Origin of the sequence: Streptomyces sp. NPDC048196, assembly GCF_040652715.1 — a bacterium.
Taxonomy (GTDB): Bacteria; Actinomycetota; Actinomycetes; order Streptomycetales; family Streptomycetaceae; genus Streptomyces; species Streptomyces siderophoricus.
In genome coordinates this window covers 80,084-97,624 of the sequence record NZ_JBEZMM010000010.1, presented here as the reverse complement: position 1 = coordinate 97,624, position 17,541 = coordinate 80,084, and the positions used below count along the sequence as shown (strand labels likewise).

Sequence of the window (17,541 nt, the reverse complement as noted above, 5' to 3'; positions counted from 1 at the left end):
CGCCCCGTCCGGCGTCGCCTTCACGACGTTCGAGCGCTTCGTCATCACCCGTGGAAGCCACACTCGCCGCACACTTTGCCGTTGTGCCGGGGCGTGTAGGGCGTCAGCCATTGATGCCGTGGATTTCGCCGCACGGTGGGTGTCACCGCGTTGCCGATTCTGTGGGTCACTTCTCGGTGGCCCGTGCGAGGCGTGCGGTGATCAGAGGTGCGAGGAAGTGGCCGAGGAGAGGGGCGGTGATGATCGCGCCCAGGGCGATGCTCCAAGCGACCGGCCCGAGCGGGGTGCAGCCGAAGAACTGGCTGATACCGGGGGTCTGGATGATGGCGGCGAGGACGGCTGCGGAGCCGAGTCCGGCCACCAGGACGTTGCGGTCGGTGCCGCCGGTGCTGAGGGTCTGGGCGAGTTGGGTGCCGACGACTGCGGCGAGGGCGACGGTCGATGCGCGCCGGCCGCGGCCCGTGAGGCGGGCTGCTGGCCAGGCCAGGCCCGCGCCGAGGGCGGTGATGACGCCTCGCAGCAGCATCTCTCGGGTGAGGGCGGTGCCCAGGGAGCGGTGGGGGCCTTCGGCGAGGAGGCGCTCGCCGGTCTGGCCGGACGGCTCGCGGACCGCGATGGCGAGGGAGGGGGCGAGGTCGGTGAGGATGTTCACGATCATGATCTGACGTGCGTTCAGCGGGGTGGTGCCGGTGAGCGCGGAGGCAAGCACGCTGAAGGTGACCTCGCCGAGGTTCCCGCCGATGAGAATGGCGAGTGCCGCGCGGACGGTGGTCCACATGGCGCGGCCTTCCATGAGGGCGGAGACGATGGTCTCCAGCCGGTCGTCGGTGACGACCAGGTCCGCGGCCGCGGTCGCGGCAGGGGTGCCGCGGCGCCCGAGTGCGATGCCGACGTCGGCGAGTCGGATGGCGGGAGCGTCGTTGGCTCCGTCGCCGGTCATGACCACGACTCTGCCGATGCGCTGGTAAGCCTGCACGATGCTGACCTTGCGGCTGGGGCTGCAGCGAGCGATGACATCGACGGTGGGCAGCAGTTCGTCCAGTGCGTCGTCGTCGAGTACGTCGATCTCCGTCCCGGTGCACACCTTCGGCTCTGCGCCCTGCTCGCTGAGGGCGGAGGCGATGGCGTCGGCGGTGGCAGGGTGGTCGCCGGTGAGCATGACGGTGTGCACGCCGGCCTCGCGCAGGCGTGCCGTCGCGGGCGCGGCGCTGTCGCGCACCGGGTCGCCCAGCGTGAGGAACCCGAGGAACTCAAGGCCTTGTACGGCTTCGTCGGTGAGGTCCTCGCCGATCTTCATGCTGCGTTCCGCCACGGCCAGGACGCATTGGCCGGCTGCAGCGAGTTCCTCGGCCGCTTCAGCAAGGGCGCGCCTGGCTGAAGCGTCGAGGGTCACCGGCTCGCCCGGCTGCCTGCGCCCGGTGCATCGGCTGATGACGTTTTCGGGTGCTCCCTTGACGCTGAGCAGGGCACCGCGGCCGGTGTGGCCGACGGTGGCGTGGTACGCCCTGGCCGGCTCGAAGGCAAGGGCGTCGGTGCGCCGCCAACGGGGCGCGCCGGTGCGGGTGGTGATCTTCGCCCGGTGAGCGCCGTCGGCGATCGCCCGGTCGGTCCGGTGGGCCATCGGTTCGGACTGGCGGGCGGGCGGCGTGGCCCGCAGTGCCGCGGCGAGGACTTCCTTGCGGGGGGGTGTCGAGAAGGTCGAGGGCGATGGTGCGCTCGCCATCGCTGACGCGGGAGAGCTCCAGGGTTCCTTCGGTCAGGGTGCCGGTCTTGTCGAAGCAGAGGACGTCGGCGCGGCCCAGTGCCTCGATGGTGCGGGGGTTGCGTACGAGGGCGCCGCGGTCGGCCAGGCGGCGTGCGGCGGCGAGCTGGGCGGCGTTGACGAGGAAGGGCAGGCCGTCGGGTACGGAGGCGACGGCCAGGTTGACCGCCGAGGCCAGATTGTCGGTCAGGGGGCGGCCGTGAAGGAGCCCGGAGAGGGCGACCGCGCCGGCGGACCCCAGGGCGATGGGCATGCTGGCGTGGGTGAGTGCGGAAAGCCGGGCCTCCACGCCGGTTGCCGGTGCGGCCTGGCGGGCGGTGGCGAGACTGCGTCCTGCTTCCGTGGCCAAGCCGGTCGCCACGACGACGGCGACGGCCCGGCCGGCGGAGACGGCCGTGCCCTCATAGAGCATCGAGCGGCGTCCGGTGAGGTGTGCGGCGACCACCGGCGCGGGATCCTTGCTCACGGCCAGGGATCCCCCCGTGAGGGAGGACTCGTCGACCTCGAAGCCTTCCGCCTCCAGCAGCCGGCAGTCCGCGGGCACGACATCCTCGGGCCCCAGACAGACGATGTCGCCGGGGACCAGATCGCCCGAGGTGACCAACTTCTCCCGTCCCTCGCGCCGCACGCAGGCGCCGATGGCCGACCGGGCGAAGAGCTCGGCAAGGCGTCGGGCGTGGCGCCCCCGGCCGCCTTGCGGTCCTTGCGGGCCCCGATCCCGCCGCGGCGGCGCCCTGTTCGACGACGCGGGCACCGCCCTGCTCGGCTGCGTCTACATCGACCCGGCGCGCAAGGTGGGCTTCGACGCGGAGATTTCCTGGTGGGTCGTGGACGACCGTGTGGGAACCGCGCTCGAGCACGCCCTCGACGCCTTGGTGCCGCGGTGGATCACTTACGAGTGGCCCTTCGAGCGTCCATGCTTCGTCGGTCGGGACCTGTCCTGGCAGGAATGGCTGGCACTGCCGGACGCCGCCTGATTTTCGATGCGCGTGACCTCGGCGGTGGGCTTCACCAGGTTCCCGGCGGGGCAGTCCCCGCCGCCAGACACGCCTTCGTCTCCATGAGTGAGACGGTGAACGGGTGTCGTGGCTCGGTCAGTATCCGGTGAGCCGGGCCCTGTTCGACCAGCTCGCCCGCGTCCAGTACGGCGATGCGGTGGGCCAGACGTGCGGTCTCCAGGTCGTGGGTGATCAGCATGAGGGACATGTCCGAACGGTCGCGGAGCAGATCCGCGAGGGCGTCGAGGATGCCGCGGCGCGTGACCGAGTCGAGACCGGAGGTGATCTCGTCGCAGATCAGCACCCGGGGCCGGGCCAACAGGGCGCGTGCCAGGGCCGCCCGCTGGAGTTCGCCGCCGGAGAGCTCCGCGGGGAGGCGGTGGGGCGTTTCGGACCGGAGGCCGAGGCGGGTCAGTGTCGTCAGGGCCTCCTGAGCGGCTGACCGACGGTCGGTGCCGCGCAGACGTACCGCGGTGCGGGTGACCTGGTCAAGGACGGGGCGGTGCTCGTCGAAGGCGGCCCGCGCGTCCTGGAAGACGTACTGCACAGCCGCCAACTGGGCGCGGCTGCGCTGCCGTACGCTGCGCGGCAGTGGGGTGCCGTCGAGATGGACCTGGCCGTCGTGGTCGCGGTGGAGGCCGGCCAGACAGCGGGCGAGGGTGGTCTTACCGCTGCCTGAACGGCCGACGACGGCCAGCGACTCACCAGGGCGCAGGGCGAGTTCCGGGGTTCGCAGCACCACAGTGGCACCGAGGGTGCCACCGCGGTGGCGCGCGGTGAGATGGCGTACGTGCAGGACAGCCGGTCCGGTGTCCGGCGGAGGCCTGTGCCCGGTCGGCAACGGCCGGGCACCGAGCAGTTGTCGGGTCCACTCATGACGCGGTGCGAGCCACAGCCGCTGGACCGGGCCCGATTCCACGACCCGGCCCGCCCGCATGACGAGGACCTCGTCGGCGAGTGCGCGCACCACATCGAGGTCGTGGCTGAGCAGCACGACCGCGATGCCGCGGGCCGCCAGCGCTGCCAGCTGGTCGACGATGCGGCTCTTGGTCAGCGCGTCCTGGCCGGTGGTGGGTTCGTCGGCGACGATGACGCGGGCACCGAGCAGCAGCGCCTGCGCGAGGACGACGCGCTGCTGCTGGCCGCCGGACAGCTGGTGCGGATAGCGCGACAACACCGCCTCGCCGTCCGCGAGCTGGGCGTCCGACAGAGCCCGCAGGATGCGTTCGCGGACGGCCGCCCGGCGCCGGCTGCGGGGCAGCTCGCGCACCTGGGTGCGGGCGATGTCGTTCAGCAGCGCCGAGACCCGGCGGGCGGGGTTGAGCACGGATGCCGGATGCTGGGGCACGTAGCCGACCGGGCCGTCCGCCGCCACGCGGACGTCGCCGGTGACCCGGGCACCCGAGGGGTACGCGCCGAGCAGGGCGAGGCCCGTGGTGGTCTTTCCGCTGCCGGAGGCTCCGACCAGCGCCGTCACCTTGCCCGGCAGAGCCCGCAACTGCACGCCGTCCACGATCACCCGCCCGTCGATCTCCACACACAGGTCACGGATCTCCGCGACAGGGGCCGGCCCGGCACCGGTGCCTGCGCCCGCCGGTGCAGTCGTATCGTTCCGTTCGGTCACGGCCGTGGTTCCCTCTCTCCCCGGCGCCGGCCGGGCTTGTGGAGTGCCGCGTCGCAGAGCAGGTTGCTGCCCGTGGTCAGCGCGACGATCAGCAGCGCGGGCACCACCACGGCCCAGGGCTGCACGAGCAGTCCGGTGCGGTTGCGGTCCACCATCACCGCCCAGTCGGCGGCGTCCGGCGCGACGCCGACGCCCAGGAACGCAGCAGTGGCCACGAGGTACAGCACGCCGGTGAGCCGGGTGCCGGCGTCGGCGGCCAGCGTGCGCAGGATCGAGCGGCCGACATAACCGACGGCCGTGCGCCACCACGTCTCGCCCTGCATGCGCAGCGCCTCGACCGCGGGGCGCGCCGCGGCCTCGGCGGCGGCCGCGCGCACGATCCGCGCCGCGTCCGGGACGTTGACCAACGCGACGAGCAGGGCGAGCCCGACGGCACCCGGTGTGAGCACGGATGCCACCAGAAGGATCAGCAGCAGGGACGGCACCGCCAGCACCACGTCCAGCGGCCGCATCAGTGTTTCCTCCAGCCAGCGGCGGTGGCTGAGCGCGGCGATGAGGCCCAGGGGCAGCGCCACGAGGTAGGCCAGGGCCGTCGCGGCGAGCGCGGTCAGCACCACCGGCCGGCCGCCGAGCAGGACCTGACGCCCCACGTCACGGCCCACGAAGTCGGTGCCGAACCAGTGTCCGTCGCCGAGGGTGAAGGACGCGGCCCGCGTGCCCGGATCACCCGCAAACACCGGTCCCAGGACGGCGAGGACGAGGGGTACGGAGATGACGGCGAGCCCCAGGGCGTAGCGGCCCGCGCGGCGCGGCCGTACGACGGCGCAGGAACCGGATACTCGCGTGGACGGCGCGGGGGTCACGCGGCCACCCCCGCCCGGGGCGCGAGTCGGTGGGCGATCAGGTCGGCGCAGAGGTTGAGCACGACGGTCAGGACGCCGAACACCACGGCGAGGCCCTGCACCACCGGTACGTCGCGTTCGGCGACGGCATTGAGCAGGACGGTGCCGAGCCCGGGGATCACGAAGAGGGCCTCCACGACGATGACGCCGCACAGCAGCCAGTCGAGGGTGCGGGCGAGTTGCTGGACGGCCGGGGCGAGGGCGTTGGGCAGGGCGTGGGCGTAGCGGACGCGGGCGCCGCCTACGCCGTAGCGGCGGGCATGCACCGCGTACGGCGCGGCCAGGGCGTCGACCATGCCGGCGCGGACCAGGCGGCCCAGCGAGCACACGGGGCGGGAGAGCAGTACGAGGAGGGGCAGGAGCAGCGCTGCGGGGTGCGCGAGCAGGTCGGTGCCGTAGCCGACCGCGGTGGGTGGGAGCCAGCCCAGGCGGAGGGCGAAGACGGTCACCAGCAGCACACCGAGGGCGAATTCGGGCACCGCGTAGACCGCGAGCGTCAGCGAACTGATCAGCCGGTCGACGAGTCGCCCTTCGTGACGGGCGGCCAGTACGCCCAGGCCGAAGCCGGCCGGGACGAGCAGTGCCACGGTGAGGGCGGCCATCAGCAGGGTGGGCCCGAAGCCGTCGGCCAGGAACTGGCTGACGGGCCGTCCGGAGGTCACGGAGGTGCCGAAGTCGCCGTGCAGCAGGCCCGCGGCCCACTCGGCCAGCCGCTCGTACGCCGGCCGGTCGAGGTGCATGGCCTCGCGGAGGGCCGCGATACGGGCGGGGTCGGGCTGGTCGCCGGCGAGGGCGACGGCGGCGTCGCCGGGCAGCGCCTCGGTGAGCGCGAAGACCAGCAGCACCACGGCCACGGTCTGTGCGACTCCGAGGAGCAGCCGCCGGGCGACGAAGGAGCGCAGTCCCGTCACGCCAGCCACACCTTGTCGAACCGGGCCCAGTCGAGCGTGTTGGCGGGCGCCTTCCGGTCAACCCCCGTCACCGTGCGCGCCGTTCCCAGGATCCAGTCGGCGAAGCCCCAGATCAGGAAGCCGCCTTCGGTGTACAGGCGGCGCTGCATGCGCGCGTAGACGGCTGCGCGGGCCTTGGTGTCGGGGGTGGACTGCGCCTGCTGGTAGAGGGCGTCGAAGTCCTTGTGGTGCCACTTGGTGGCGTTGGTGGTGGAGTCGGTCAGCAGCCGTTGGGAGAGGTGGGCCTCGATGGGCATGGCTCCGGAGCGGTAGCAGCACAGGGTGCCGGAGTCGAGGATGTCGCTCCAGTACGTGTCCTTGCTGCCCGTCTTGACGTCGATGGTCACGCCCGCCTTGGCTGCCTGGTCGCGGAAGATGCTGGCGGCCTCGGTGAATCCGGCGGCGACGGCCGAGGTGTCGAGGGTGACCTTGAGCCTCTCGGCGCCGGCCTGCTTCAGCAGGGCACGGGCACGGCCCAGGTCCTGCTCGCGCTGAGGGAGGCCGTCGGCGTAGTACTCGTAGCCCTTGCCGAACAGGTCGTTGCCGATCTCGCCGGCCCCGGACAGGGCGCCGGCGACGAGCTCCTTCCGGTCGGCGATGAGGAAGAACGCCTGGCGCACCCGCTTGTCGTCGAACGGGGCCCGGTCGGTCTTCATCGCGAAGCCCTGCATGGCGCTGTTGCGCAGCCGGACGATCTCAATCTGGCCCTTGCCTTCGTGCGCGCGGGCGGTGGTCGGGTCGAGTTCGTGGGCGTACTCGACCTGTCCGCCGAGGAGTGCGTTGACGCGTGCGGACTCCTCGTTGGCGACGACGAATTCGATCTCGTCGAGGTGCGGGGCGCCCTCCCAGTAGTCGTCGTAGCGGCGGAAGACGGCCGAGCGGCCGGGGGTGAAGGAAACGAAGCGGAAGGGGCCGGAGCCGATCGCATTCCTGTCAAACGCGGTCGTGTTCTCGGGGACGATGTACGCGCCGAATGCCGCCAGGATGTTGGGGAATTCGGCGGTGGGGCGCTTGAGGACGAAATCGATGCTCCGCTTGCCGATGGCGCGGCTCGCATCGAGATCGATGGGTTCCAGGGACGCCTTGGCGCGGAACCCCTTCTCCGGGTCGGCGATCCGGCGGTAGCTGTACAGGACGTCCTGGGCGGTGACCGGCTTACCGTGGTGAAAGGTGGCCTTGCGCAGGGTGACCTGCCAGCGGTCCAGGGTCTTGTTCGCCTGCCACTTCTCGGCGAGGCGGGGGTGCGCGGACAGGTCGGCGCCGTAGTCGGCGAGCTTGTCGAAGAGCGCCTTGGCACGGGCGACATCGGCGAAGAGGTTGGCCAGGTGGGGGTCGAGGGTCTCGCTCGCGCCACCTCCGGCGAAGGCGGCGCGTAGCCGGCCGCCCCGTCGGGGCCGGCCGTCGCCCTTGGCCGTGCCGTCGTCGGAGCCGGGGCCGCCGCAGCCGGTGAGCGCGAGTGCGCCGAGCGAGGCGGCGCCCGTGGCGGCAAGGAAACCGCGGCGACGCAGGCCCGGGAAGGGCTGTTCGGCAGGGAAGCCGAGGTGGCGGGTGGTTTCTTCGTTCATGCGAGTGTCCTCATGGTGGGGGTGGGTCACGGTGCCTGCTCGATGAGCCGGGCGACGACGTGCAGCCGGTCGGCGTCCGTCGTCTCTCCCGGGGCCATGCCTTCTCGCCAGGGCGGCTCGGTGCGCGGGCCCGGACCGTCGTGCAGGTCGAGGACCTCGAAGCCGTGCCCCGCCAGGAGACGGCGGAGTTCCAGCGGGAAGAGCAGCCGCCATGCGGAGCGCTGTTCGACGGGCCGGGACCCGTCGTCCGCGGTCCATACGCGGGTTCGGCGCAGGAGTTGGGCGGTGCGGTCCACGGTGAGCGTGGTGGTGGACCGGTAGGCGGTGCCGCGCCAGGTGAACTCGTGGACGGTGGGGGTGTCGAGCAGGTCGGTACGGCCCAGGAAGTAGGCGCCGTTACGCATCTCCGCCACGAGCAGGCCGCCCGGGGTCAGCGCGCGACGGCAGGAGGCCAGAAAACCGTCGAGCTGTGCGTCGGTGTGGCAGTACAGCAAGGAGCTGTCCAGACAGACGACCGCGTCGAATGCGCGGTGGCCCAGGTCGAATCCGTGCAGGTCGGCATGGACGTACACGGGCCCGGGGTGGTGGGCGCGGGCGTGGTTGAGCATCGCCTCGGAGAGGTCGGCGCCGGTCACCGTCCGGCCGCTGCCGTGCAGGTGGGCGGCGTCACGGCCGGTGCCGCAGCCCATGTCCAGCACCCGCGGGCCGGTGCCGTACCGCCGCAGGCAGTCCTCCGTCCAGCGGCCGGCCAGCCGGTCGGCGTCGGGGAAACGGGCCTCGTACAGCTCGGGGTGGTCGGTGAGCAGGTTGTGCATGTCCTCGGTGGCGGTGCGGGTCATGGCGTCTCCTTCCTCAGGCCGCCACCGTCAGGGCCGGCTTCGGCGTCGTCGGCAGCGCGTTGCGCCGGTGCAGCCAGGCCACGCCGCACGCGGAGGCGAGGCCGAACAGGGCGCAGCACGCCCAGGGCAGCCAGGGGGCGCCGCGTTCCCCGGTGTCCATGGCCCAGCCGACGGCGGTGTTTCCGGCCGCGGCGGCGATGCCGGAGACCACGTAGAAGATCCCGTAGTAGGTGCCGGTCAGCTCCGTGCGGCCGAATCCGGGGATGAGCTCCAGTACGAAGGGCTGGGCGATCATGACGCCGAGGTAGAGCAGGAGGGCACCGAGCAGGACGGGCAGCGTGCGCAGCACCGCGTCGGCGGTGCCGTCCGGGGCGCCGGACCCGCCTGCCACCAGTGCCGGCGGCAGGAAGGCCAGCGCCATCACCACGAGCCCGACGGAGATCCAACACGCCCTGGAAGCACGGCCTTTGAGGGCACGTGTGATGCGCAGTTGCAGGGTGAGGTTGGTGACGGTGCCGACGAGGAAGACGAGGCCCGCCGCGCCGTCCCAGCCGGTGGTCCGCCGGGCTCCGTCGGGCAGCAGCAGGTAGAGCTGGTTCTGCAGGGTGAACATGCCGACCATGGCGAGCGCGAAGGCCAGGAAGGCGCGGTTGCCGAGGACCTCGCGCCAGTCGGCGAGGACGCCGCCCTCGCTCGGCTCCACCTTGCGCGCGGGCAGGACGACGGCCTGGGCGACGGTGAGGACGGCGAAGATGCCGGCGGCGGTGAGCGCGGACGTGCGGAAGTCCACGAACAGCAGTGCGCTGCCCAGCAGCGGACCGATCAACGCGCCGGTGGTGGCGAAGACGTTGAACAGGGCGAACGCCTCGGCCTTGCGCTCCCCCGCCTCCTGTGCGAGGTAGGCACGCACGGCGGGGTTGAACAGGGCGCCGGCGAGCCCGCTGAGCACGGAGGCGGCGAGCAATACGGCCAGCCCGTCGCCCAGCGCGAACAGCGCGAACCCTACGGTGCGCAGGGCGCAGCCGGCGATGATGACGCCGCGCGCGCCGAGCCGGTCGGAGGCGGAACCGCCGATGAGGAACAGGCCCTGCTGGCTGAGGTTGCGGACACCGAGGACGATCCCCACGACGGCCGCCGACATGCCCAGGTTCTGGCTGAGGTGGGTGGCGAGGTAGGGGATGAGGAGGTAGAAGCCGGTGTTGACACCGAGCTGGTTGGCCAGCAGGAGGCGGACGGCCAGGGGAAATCGGCGCATCTCGGTCCAGATCTTCACGCCGCCTCCTCCCCCGGGCTGCGCCGGACGCCCAGGCCGGGCAGGCCACTTGCCCGTACGAAGCCGTCCGTGCCGCCGATCCCGGCCCACGGGTCGTGAGCGAGCAGCAGGTGTCCGTCGAGGTCGGCCCAGCGGGCGCGGTCGGCCAGGTGGACGGCGGGGGCCAGGCCGAGGCTGCTGGCGGTGAGGCAGCCGAGCATCAGCGCGGTGCCGCTGCCTTCGATCGCTTCTGCGATGCGCAGGGCCGCGTGGACACCGCCGCACTTGGCGAGCTTGACGTTGACACCGTGCACGCGTCCGGCAAGGCGGCGGGCGTCCTCCAGGCTCCCGGCGTCCTCGTCGGCGATGACCGGCAGTGATGAGCGTGCGGCGAGCGCGCCGAGCGCCTCCGGATCGCCGGGTGCGAGGGGCTGTTCGACGGCCTCGACTCCCAGTTCCGCGAACCGGGGCAGCAGGGCGTCGGCCTGGGCCGTGGTCCAGGCACCGTTGGGATCGAGGAGCAGCCTGGCCCGGGGCGCGGCGTCACGGATGACGCGCACCCGCTCCACATCTTCCTCGGGGTCGGGCGCCCCGGCCTTGACCTTGATGACCGCGAAGCCGCTCGCCGTGAGGCATCGCGCCTCGGCCGCGGCCCGCACCGGCGAGGTGATGCCGATGGTGCGGGCCGTGGCGGCCACCGGGGCGGTGACGGCGCCGAGGAGCCGGTGGACGGGGCTGCCGGCGTGCTTGCCGGCGAGATCGAGGAGCGCGGACTCGACGGCGGCGGTGACGGCCGGCGGGGTGTCCTCCCCCGCCAGTTCGCCCGCCCGCAGGGCATCCAGCGCGCCTTCGGGGTCACGGAAGCGCCGGAGGTCGGTGGCGACGGCCGCGAGGAGCCGTTCGAGGGTGTCGGCGTCGAGGCCGTAGTAGACGCTGGTGACGGCCTCGCCGTGGCCGCGCAGCCCGTCGTGTTCGACGGTCAGCCACACGGCGTCGCGGGCGGCCATGGTGGAGCGGGAGATGCGCAACGGCTCGGCGAGGTCGAGGCGTACGGTGCGCTGGGTGGCCTTCACAGTCTCTCTTCCGAAGGGTGCAGGGAGTCGGGGGCCCGGAGCGGGTCGGTGACGCGGGTGCAGCGGACCCACCCGGCGGCCTCGGTCGCCCGGGGGTGCGGTATCTCGACGGGTCGGGCGGCCGCGGCGGAGGGGGCGAGGCCGTGCGCGGCGGTGAAGTCGTCGTCGTAGACGGTGCCGAGGTAGCGGTGCGGGCCGTCGGGGAAGACGGTGGCGACCTCCGTCCCGGGGTGGACGCGGGCCGCCCAGGCGGCGACGCGGGCGACCGCACCGGTGCTCCAGCCGCCGCTGACGAAGCTGCCCCGGGCAAGCCGCCGGCAGCTCTCCACGGCCTCGGCCGGGCCGACCCAGTGGACCTCGTCGAAGGCGTCGTAGGCGACGTTGCGCGGGTGGATGCTGCTGCCCAGTCCGCGCATCAGCCGGGGGCGGGCGGGCTGCCCGAAGATCGTGGAACCGGTTGCGTCGACGCCGATGAGGCGCAGGGCAGGCCACTGCCGCCGCAGGGGAGCGATGATCCCCGCGCTGTGGCCGCCGGTACCGACGCTGCACACCAGGACGTCGAGGTGGTCGAGCTGGGCCGTGAGTTCGGCGGCCAGTGAGGAGTAACCGGCGGTGTTGTCAGGGTTGTTGTACTGGTCGGGCCAGTAGGCGTCGGGCAGCACGGCGAGCAGCTCACGCAGCCGGGCGAGGCGGGCGGCCTGCCAGCCGCCCTCGGGGGCCGGCCGGTTGACGAGTTCGAGGCGAACGCCGTGGACACACAGCAACTGCTGCATGGCCGGCTCCAGTTCCCGGTCGCCGACCAGCACGACCGGGTGGCCGAGGGCCTGCCCGGCGAAGGCCAGGCCGATGCCGAGGGTGCCGGAGGTGGACTCCACCACCGGTGCGCCGGGACGCAGTTCGCCGCGCTCGCGGGCGCCCCTGAGCATCGACACGGCAGCCCGGGCCTTCATGCCGCCGGCTGCGAGCCCTTCGAGCTTGGCCCAGAATCCGGGGTGGGGGTCCGGCAGATCAGCGGTGATGCGCACCAGTGGCGTACGGCCGAGCAGGGCGAGCAGCTCCGGGCGGGCGGTGGGGCGGACCGCGGTCGCGGTCATATGTGGCCTCCCTGACAGGAGTTGCCGTGCGGTCCCCGGTAGCGGTGGACGACTCCGGCGCCGCCGTCGAGCCAGAAGAAGGGGTACGGCTCGGCGCACACCGCGCTCACGCCCTGGCCGAGGAAGCGGGGCAGCACGGCGCTGCCGGTCTGCGCGAACATCACCAGCTGCTTGTTGTGCTGCTGCGCGTGCCGTCGAAGCGGTTCGAAGGTGCCGTTGCCCAGTGTCATTCCGGAGACGAGCAGCGCATCGCAGCGGCCGGCCGCCGCGAGCGCATCGGTGACGACCGGCTCACCCCACTCCGTGACGCCGCCCTTGAGGTCGCACGGCACGTACCGGAGGCCGCGTCCACGCAGCGCCTCGAGAAGGGAGTTGACGACTCCGATCACCAGCACGGTGGCCCCGGGCGGCAGGTCGATCAGCTCGGCAACCGCCTTCGCCCGCACCCGGGACTTCTCCAGCGACGACCCGGCGGGCAGCGGGAAGGGACGCGCCCCGCTCTCCGGGCCGTGTGGGGTGACGTGCATCAGATAGGCGTCCAGAGCGGCCACTCGCACCGGCAGCAGCGGATGCTCCAGAAGCCGGGCCACGTCCGCGCCCACGCAGTCGTCGAGCGCGCTGTCGGGCAGGGTGCCGGGCTCGACCGCACAGGAGCCGACGGCCTCGGCCAGGCGCAGGCTGAGTACTTCGTTACGGTAACCGGTGCCGCGCCCGTCGTGGCGTACGGCCTGCCGGGTGGTGAAGGCCACGGTGATCCGCTGGGTAGCCGGGTCGGTGCCCAGCCCGCCCGCGCGGACGCGGTCCACGAGGTCGGCGTACGTCCGGCACGTCTCGTACGCCACCGCGCCGGCCGCGCCGGTGACGGCGGTCATCGGATCACCAGTCCCGCGCGCAGCCCGGCCAGCAGGGCCTCGACGCGGTCGCGGGCCCCTGGCCCGTCGGCGTCACCTGCCATGACGTGCCCGAGGTACTCGTTGTTGCTGCCCGCCGCCTGCACCACCTTGCCGGGGTCGGCGAGCTGCACCTCAAGCACGCCGGGTGCGTCCCGCAGTTCGCCGCCGTCCAGCGCTTCGAGCGTGCCGGCGGCCTGCGGCACCAGAAATCCGATGGCGGCGCTGCGCAGTCCGGTCTCCGTGCGCCGCAACTCGGGTTGGCGGCCCAGCGCGACCTCGACGAAGGCCGCCGTGAGGTCGATGCCGGTGACGTGACGGATCAGTTCGGTGATGCGATTACCGGCGGGACGTGGGTTGACCTCGACCACGCGCGGCCCGTCGGCAGTCAGCTTGATCTCGGTGTGCGCCACGACGCCGTCGACGAGCCCGAGGGCCTTCAGGGCGTGCAGCGCGGTCCGTTCGGCGGCCTCGGCGTCGGCGGCCGTCAGGGCTGCGGGGAACATATGGCCGGTCTCGATGAACGCGGGCGCCCCGCCGATGCTCTTGTCGGTCACGCCGACCACGTGGACCGTTCCTGCACACGAGACGGTCTCGACACTCACCTCGGGACCGTCCAGCAGCGCTTCGAGCAGGACCACGGGCGCACGCCGCTGTCCGCGCACATTGACCGGGACGTCCGCGAACGTCCGGTAGGCGTCGGCGAGTTGGGCCTCGTCATCCACACGCCGTACGTACATGCCGGCGCACAGGTCGACGGGCTTGGCCACCAGTGGGTAACCGATCTCCCGGGCGGCGCACGCGATGTCGGCCCACTCCTCGTGTACGGCGAAGCGCGGGCCGGGCACTCCGGCATCGGCGAGCACACGGCGGGTGGCGTCCTTACGGCAGGCGATCTCGACCGCTTCGGGCCCGGGGCCCGGCAGGCCGAGCCGCCCGGCGATCCGCGCCACGGTCGGCAGGTAGTAGTCGCAGGACGTGATCACCCCGTCGAACCCCCACACCGCATGCAGGCGCTCAACTTCGGACAGCAGGGCTTCGGTGTCGTTGGTCTCGGCGGTGATGACGTTGCGGGCCCCGAGCAGCGGGTGCGCCGTCCCCTCGGGCGCGGAGCGCAGATAGTGGTGCAGGTCGCGGGTGAGGAAGGTGAACGTGTGCCCGCCCTCCCGTATCGCCCGCGGCAGTAGTCGGCTCATCGCTCCGACCCAGCTCTCGACCACCAGCAGATGAGCCACAACTCCCCTTCCGGGCTTGGACTTCGGGTACGGGGCAGCCGAGTGCCCCTCCAGACGCGGGGAGCGGGTTTGCCCGAGGCACACGTTAACGATAATCATTTTCATTGTCATCTTGGGGGCAGGCTTTTGCCGCCCCCTTGTTCGCCGAGCCCCTCGGAAGGCCCCCGTGACCCCTCCCCTACGCCGCACCGCCGTGCTGTGCGCGTTGCTGACTGCCGCCACCCTCCTCCCCGTCGGCCCGATCCAGGCCGCCACCCCGACTCCCCCGCTACGCTTCGGCGCATGCCCTGACTCCCTGCCGAACCCGCCGGCCCCGGATCATGTCGAGTGCGGGCGGCTGCGGGTCCCGCTCGACTGGAACCATCCGCGGGGGCCGCACATCGAGGTGGCCGTCTCACGGATACGCTCATCGGGCTCCCGCGCCGAGCGGCGCGGCATCCTGCTGGTGAACCCGGGAGGACCGGGCGGCTCCGGACTCTCCTACGCGGTCACGAAGCGGGCCAAGCTCCCGGATAGCGTGCGGCGGGCGTACGACATCATCGGCTTTGACCCCCGTGGCGTCGGACAGAGCGCCCCCGCGAACTGCGGCCGGATGGGCGGCCTCTTCACCAGCCCGGGCACGAACCCCGTACCCGTGGACAGGCCGGCGGAGAAGAACTACCTCACCTCGCTACGAAACATGGCCGACGACTGCGCCGCGGGCGCCGGCGACACGCTGCCCCACCTGTCGACAGAACAGACCGCGCGGGACATGGACGCCATCCGCGCCGCACTCGGCGAAGGCCGGACGAGCTTCCTCGGCGTCTCCTACGGCAGCTACCTCGGCGCCGCGTACGCCGCGCGCTTCCCGCACCGCGTAGGTCGCATGGTGCTCGACAGTGTCGTGGGCCCGTGGGACTGGTACGACTTCGACGTCACCCAGAGCCGCGCACTGCTGCGGCAGCGCGACACCTTCTTCACTTGGACCGCCGCCCACGCGGAACGCTTCGGCCTCGGCGAGAACGCAGCCGCCACGCGCCGGGCCTACCTGCGCGTGCGCCACGCACTCACCAGGCACCCCGTGGACGGCTTCGGACCCGCCGAGTTCGACCGCACCGTCTACCGCGCACTGGGCCGCACCGAACGCTGGGCCGGCCTGGCCGACGGCCTGCGCGCCTACCTGCACGACGGACGCCCCGACGGGCTCCGCCCCACCACCGCCTTCGACAGCCCGGACTCACGCAACTACGAAGCAGCGAACCGCGTCGTCAAGTGCGCCGACTCCCCCGCCCCCACGCCTCACCGGATCCTGGCGGACATCCACCGCACCCGCCGGCTCGACCCGCAGCCGGTCCTGACCGGCATGGAGGCATCCACCTGCGCCTACTGGCACCACCAGCCTGCCCACCGCACCCCGCTCGGCAGCCCCGAGTCCCCACCCGTCCTGCTGGTGGCCTCCGCGCACGACCCCGTCACCCCCATCGAAGGCGCACGCCGACTGCGCCAACTACTGCCCGGCTCGCGCCTGGTCACGCTCGACAACGACTACTCGCACGGCGTGTTCGCCAGCCGGGGCAACGCCTGCGTGGACGACACCGCGGCTGCCTATCTCGTCCACGGCACGGCGCCGAAGGCGGACCTGCACTGCACCGGCCCCGGGCTGCCGGACGTGCCGTGAACGCGGGAGCGAAACAGCTTCCTGAAAAGCGTTTTCATGTATTTGCGGGGCAGCCGATGAGGGCCTGCGCGGTCGTGACCTGCGCGGCAAGCTTGGCGACACCAGACACCCGGGGGCTGCCTGAGTTGACGGAAGATTGACCCCTTCGCGGGAGAGCCCTGACACAGGCCGACCGTATGGTCAGCGGCATGCCCCCACACCCCCCAAAGACCCCGTCGCTCCCCGTCCTCCCCTACCGGAAACCCACACCCGGCCGGGACTACTGGGTCCTGGACAACGCACTGCCCGACATCGAAGCCGTCCGGGAGCGCTGCCTCACCAAGGACAACTGGGTCGAAGGCTATCCGCACAAGCCCGAGAGCTGGCCCGGTCTGCGCACGATGCCCGGGCTCGAACCAGCTGAACTGGCCCACGTCGAAAGACTCGTCATGAAGGCCACCGGCGCCCGTCGACTGTGGCAGGCAACCGCCCCAGGCGGCGGCACCCACAATCACAACTGCATCCAGGTCGTCGGCAAGGACGAGTGCGAGCCACGACCCCACACCGATTCGCGATCGCTGTGCCGCTACGCCGCTGTGCTCTACCTCAACCCCCAGGTGCCCAAGGACTGCAGAACGAGCTTCTACCGTCAGAACCTGCCAGGTGGGCGCCTCGGCGGAAACATGGTGACCGCGCCACACAACAACCTGGTCGACGCCCTCGGCACACGCTTCGTCCCGCCCGACTCCTTCACCGAGGACGTACGCGTAGCGCATCGCCACAATCGGCTGCTGCTCTACACCGCCAACATGCTTCACAGCGCTACCTGTTACTGGGGCAGCACACTGGAAGACAAGCGGATGACCGCGGTCTTCTTCTGGATGGCCTGACAGCACGCCGGACCAGGGCTGGGACTCCTTACGTGGAGCGATACCGATGAAGACCAGAACCTGCGCCTGTTGTTCGGCGTTGCGGATATCGACTGAGGCAGGCCGAGGCTGTACGGAGGCCGGTGGAGCACTGGACGGCATACGGCCGATCACGGGCTCGTCCAAGGCCGTCCCCTGCGAACCACGGAGGACCGCCGGCCTGGCCCAGGCCACACTGAGCGGGCTCAGGGGAACGCGTAGCCGAGCACGGCCTCCCTGGTGTGGCCTTCGCAGTCGGCGGCGCTGGAAACGAGGTGGTCTCCGTTGGAGGGGATGTAGCAGCGGTAGAGGGGGACGGATCCGCTCACCTGGTTGGTGTGGATGTAGCCGACGGGGCCCATGGGGAACTGGCCTTCGCAGCCGGGGTCGCGGGTCAGTAAGGTGTGTCCGCCCACCTTGCACTCGTAGAGCATCGCCGTCTCGGGAGCGTGGTGGCGCAGCAGCTTCCAGGTCTGCTCCTGGGCGAAGCCGGGTGGCAGCAGCCGGGAGGAGGCGATGTGTCCTCGGTCGGGCCGGTAGCCGCGGCGCAGCACGGTGTAGGGCAAGTGCTCGAAGCCGCAGGAGAGCTGGGGTGTGGGCAGGTCGTTGCGGTTGGCCAGCGCCCAGGTGGACCAGGCGGGTTTGGCGGAGCCGTCCTGCCTGCGCAGGCCGAGCTTGAGGCCGCCCTCGCCTGGGTCGTCCTGCATCCGATGGTAGATGTGGCTCTCGATGCCTGGCGTACCGAGCACATTGCGGAAGGCGTCGCACACGGCTGTGGCCTGTTGTGACTCGTTGGACTGGTCCCCCGAGTAA

General features: G+C 72.0%; 14 protein-coding genes and 2 pseudogenes. 3 read left to right on the top strand and 13 right to left on the bottom strand.

Features of this window, described 5'->3' with window-relative positions; translation table 11 throughout:
• Positions 1-166: 166 nt before the first annotated feature.
• Positions 167-1,723, bottom strand: a complete 1,557-nt coding sequence (locus AB0E02_RS13900; protein WP_362138609.1) for a cation-translocating P-type ATPase — start codon at positions 1,721-1,723, stop codon at positions 167-169.
• A gap of 28 nt (positions 1,724-1,751) precedes the next feature.
• Positions 1,752-2,390 (bottom strand): annotated as a pseudogene (locus AB0E02_RS13895) (HAD-IC family P-type ATPase); the annotation flags it as partial.
• Positions 2,391-2,493: 103 nt separating this feature from the next.
• Between AB0E02_RS13895 and AB0E02_RS13890 the strand changes: the two are divergent.
• Positions 2,494-2,739 (top strand): annotated as a pseudogene (locus AB0E02_RS13890) (N-acetyltransferase); the annotation flags it as partial.
• A gap of 31 nt (positions 2,740-2,770) precedes the next feature.
• Here the strand turns inward: AB0E02_RS13890 and AB0E02_RS13885 are convergent.
• The 10 genes from AB0E02_RS13885 to AB0E02_RS13840 all read right to left on the bottom strand — a co-directional run bounded on the left by AB0E02_RS13885 (position 2,771) and on the right by AB0E02_RS13840 (position 14,184).
• A complete protein-coding gene (locus AB0E02_RS13885) occupies positions 2,771-4,312 on the bottom strand; it encodes an ATP-binding cassette domain-containing protein (RefSeq protein ID WP_362138749.1) in 1,542 nt (513 codons plus the stop codon).
• Between the two features lie 68 nt (positions 4,313-4,380).
• A complete protein-coding gene (locus tag AB0E02_RS13880) occupies positions 4,381-5,172 on the bottom strand; it encodes an ABC transporter permease subunit (protein ID WP_362138747.1) in 792 nt (263 codons plus the stop codon).
• Positions 5,173-5,243: 71 nt separating this feature from the next.
• Positions 5,244-6,197, bottom strand: a complete 954-nt coding sequence (locus AB0E02_RS13875; RefSeq protein WP_362138607.1) for an ABC transporter permease — start codon at positions 6,195-6,197, stop codon at positions 5,244-5,246.
• Complete coding sequence (locus tag AB0E02_RS13870; RefSeq protein WP_362138605.1) at positions 6,194-7,801, bottom strand: ABC transporter substrate-binding protein; 1,608 nt, start codon at positions 7,799-7,801, stop codon at positions 6,194-6,196. Before AB0E02_RS13870 ends, AB0E02_RS13875 begins: the two co-directional genes overlap by 4 nt.
• Positions 7,802-7,827: 26 nt before the next feature.
• Complete coding sequence (locus AB0E02_RS13865; protein ID WP_362138603.1) at positions 7,828-8,640, bottom strand: class I SAM-dependent methyltransferase; 813 nt, start codon at positions 8,638-8,640, stop codon at positions 7,828-7,830.
• A gap of 13 nt (positions 8,641-8,653) precedes the next feature.
• Positions 8,654-9,913 carry an MFS transporter gene (locus AB0E02_RS13860; RefSeq protein WP_362138601.1) on the bottom strand — a complete coding sequence of 420 codons (1,260 nt, stop codon included), beginning with the start codon at positions 9,911-9,913 and terminating at the stop codon, positions 8,654-8,656.
• The gene (locus AB0E02_RS13855) at positions 9,910-10,965 is read right to left on the bottom strand and encodes a dipeptide epimerase (RefSeq protein ID WP_362138599.1); all 1,056 of its coding nucleotides are present in this window, start codon (positions 10,963-10,965) and stop codon (positions 9,910-9,912) included. The genes AB0E02_RS13860 and AB0E02_RS13855 overlap by 4 nt, the downstream gene beginning before the upstream one ends.
• Positions 10,962-12,059, bottom strand: coding sequence for a pyridoxal-phosphate dependent enzyme (locus AB0E02_RS13850; protein WP_362138598.1), 1,098 nt, complete (start codon positions 12,057-12,059; stop codon positions 10,962-10,964). The genes AB0E02_RS13855 and AB0E02_RS13850 overlap by 4 nt, the downstream gene beginning before the upstream one ends.
• Positions 12,056-12,931, bottom strand: coding sequence for a DUF364 domain-containing protein (locus AB0E02_RS13845; RefSeq protein ID WP_362138597.1), 876 nt, complete (start codon positions 12,929-12,931; stop codon positions 12,056-12,058). The genes AB0E02_RS13850 and AB0E02_RS13845 overlap by 4 nt, the downstream gene beginning before the upstream one ends.
• Positions 12,928-14,184 (bottom strand): ATP-grasp domain-containing protein, encoded by a 1,257-nt coding sequence (locus AB0E02_RS13840; RefSeq protein WP_362138595.1) that lies wholly within the window; start codon positions 14,182-14,184, stop codon positions 12,928-12,930. The genes AB0E02_RS13845 and AB0E02_RS13840 overlap by 4 nt, the downstream gene beginning before the upstream one ends.
• 166 nt (positions 14,185-14,350) lie before the next feature.
• On the opposite strand from AB0E02_RS13840, the gene AB0E02_RS13835 reads away from it, so the two are divergent.
• Complete coding sequence (locus AB0E02_RS13835; protein ID WP_362138593.1) at positions 14,351-15,841, top strand: alpha/beta hydrolase; 1,491 nt, start codon at positions 14,351-14,353, stop codon at positions 15,839-15,841.
• A gap of 188 nt (positions 15,842-16,029) precedes the next feature.
• Entirely contained in the window at positions 16,030-16,710 is a 681-nt protein-coding gene (locus tag AB0E02_RS13830; protein ID WP_362138591.1) for a DUF6445 family protein, read from the top strand.
• A 224-nt stretch (positions 16,711-16,934) separates the two neighbouring features.
• Here AB0E02_RS13830 and AB0E02_RS13825 read toward each other — a convergent pair whose 3' ends face one another.
• Positions 16,935-17,435, bottom strand: a complete 501-nt coding sequence (locus tag AB0E02_RS13825) for a hypothetical protein (protein WP_362138589.1) — start codon at positions 17,433-17,435, stop codon at positions 16,935-16,937.
• Between the last annotated feature and the right edge of the window lie 106 nt (positions 17,436-17,541).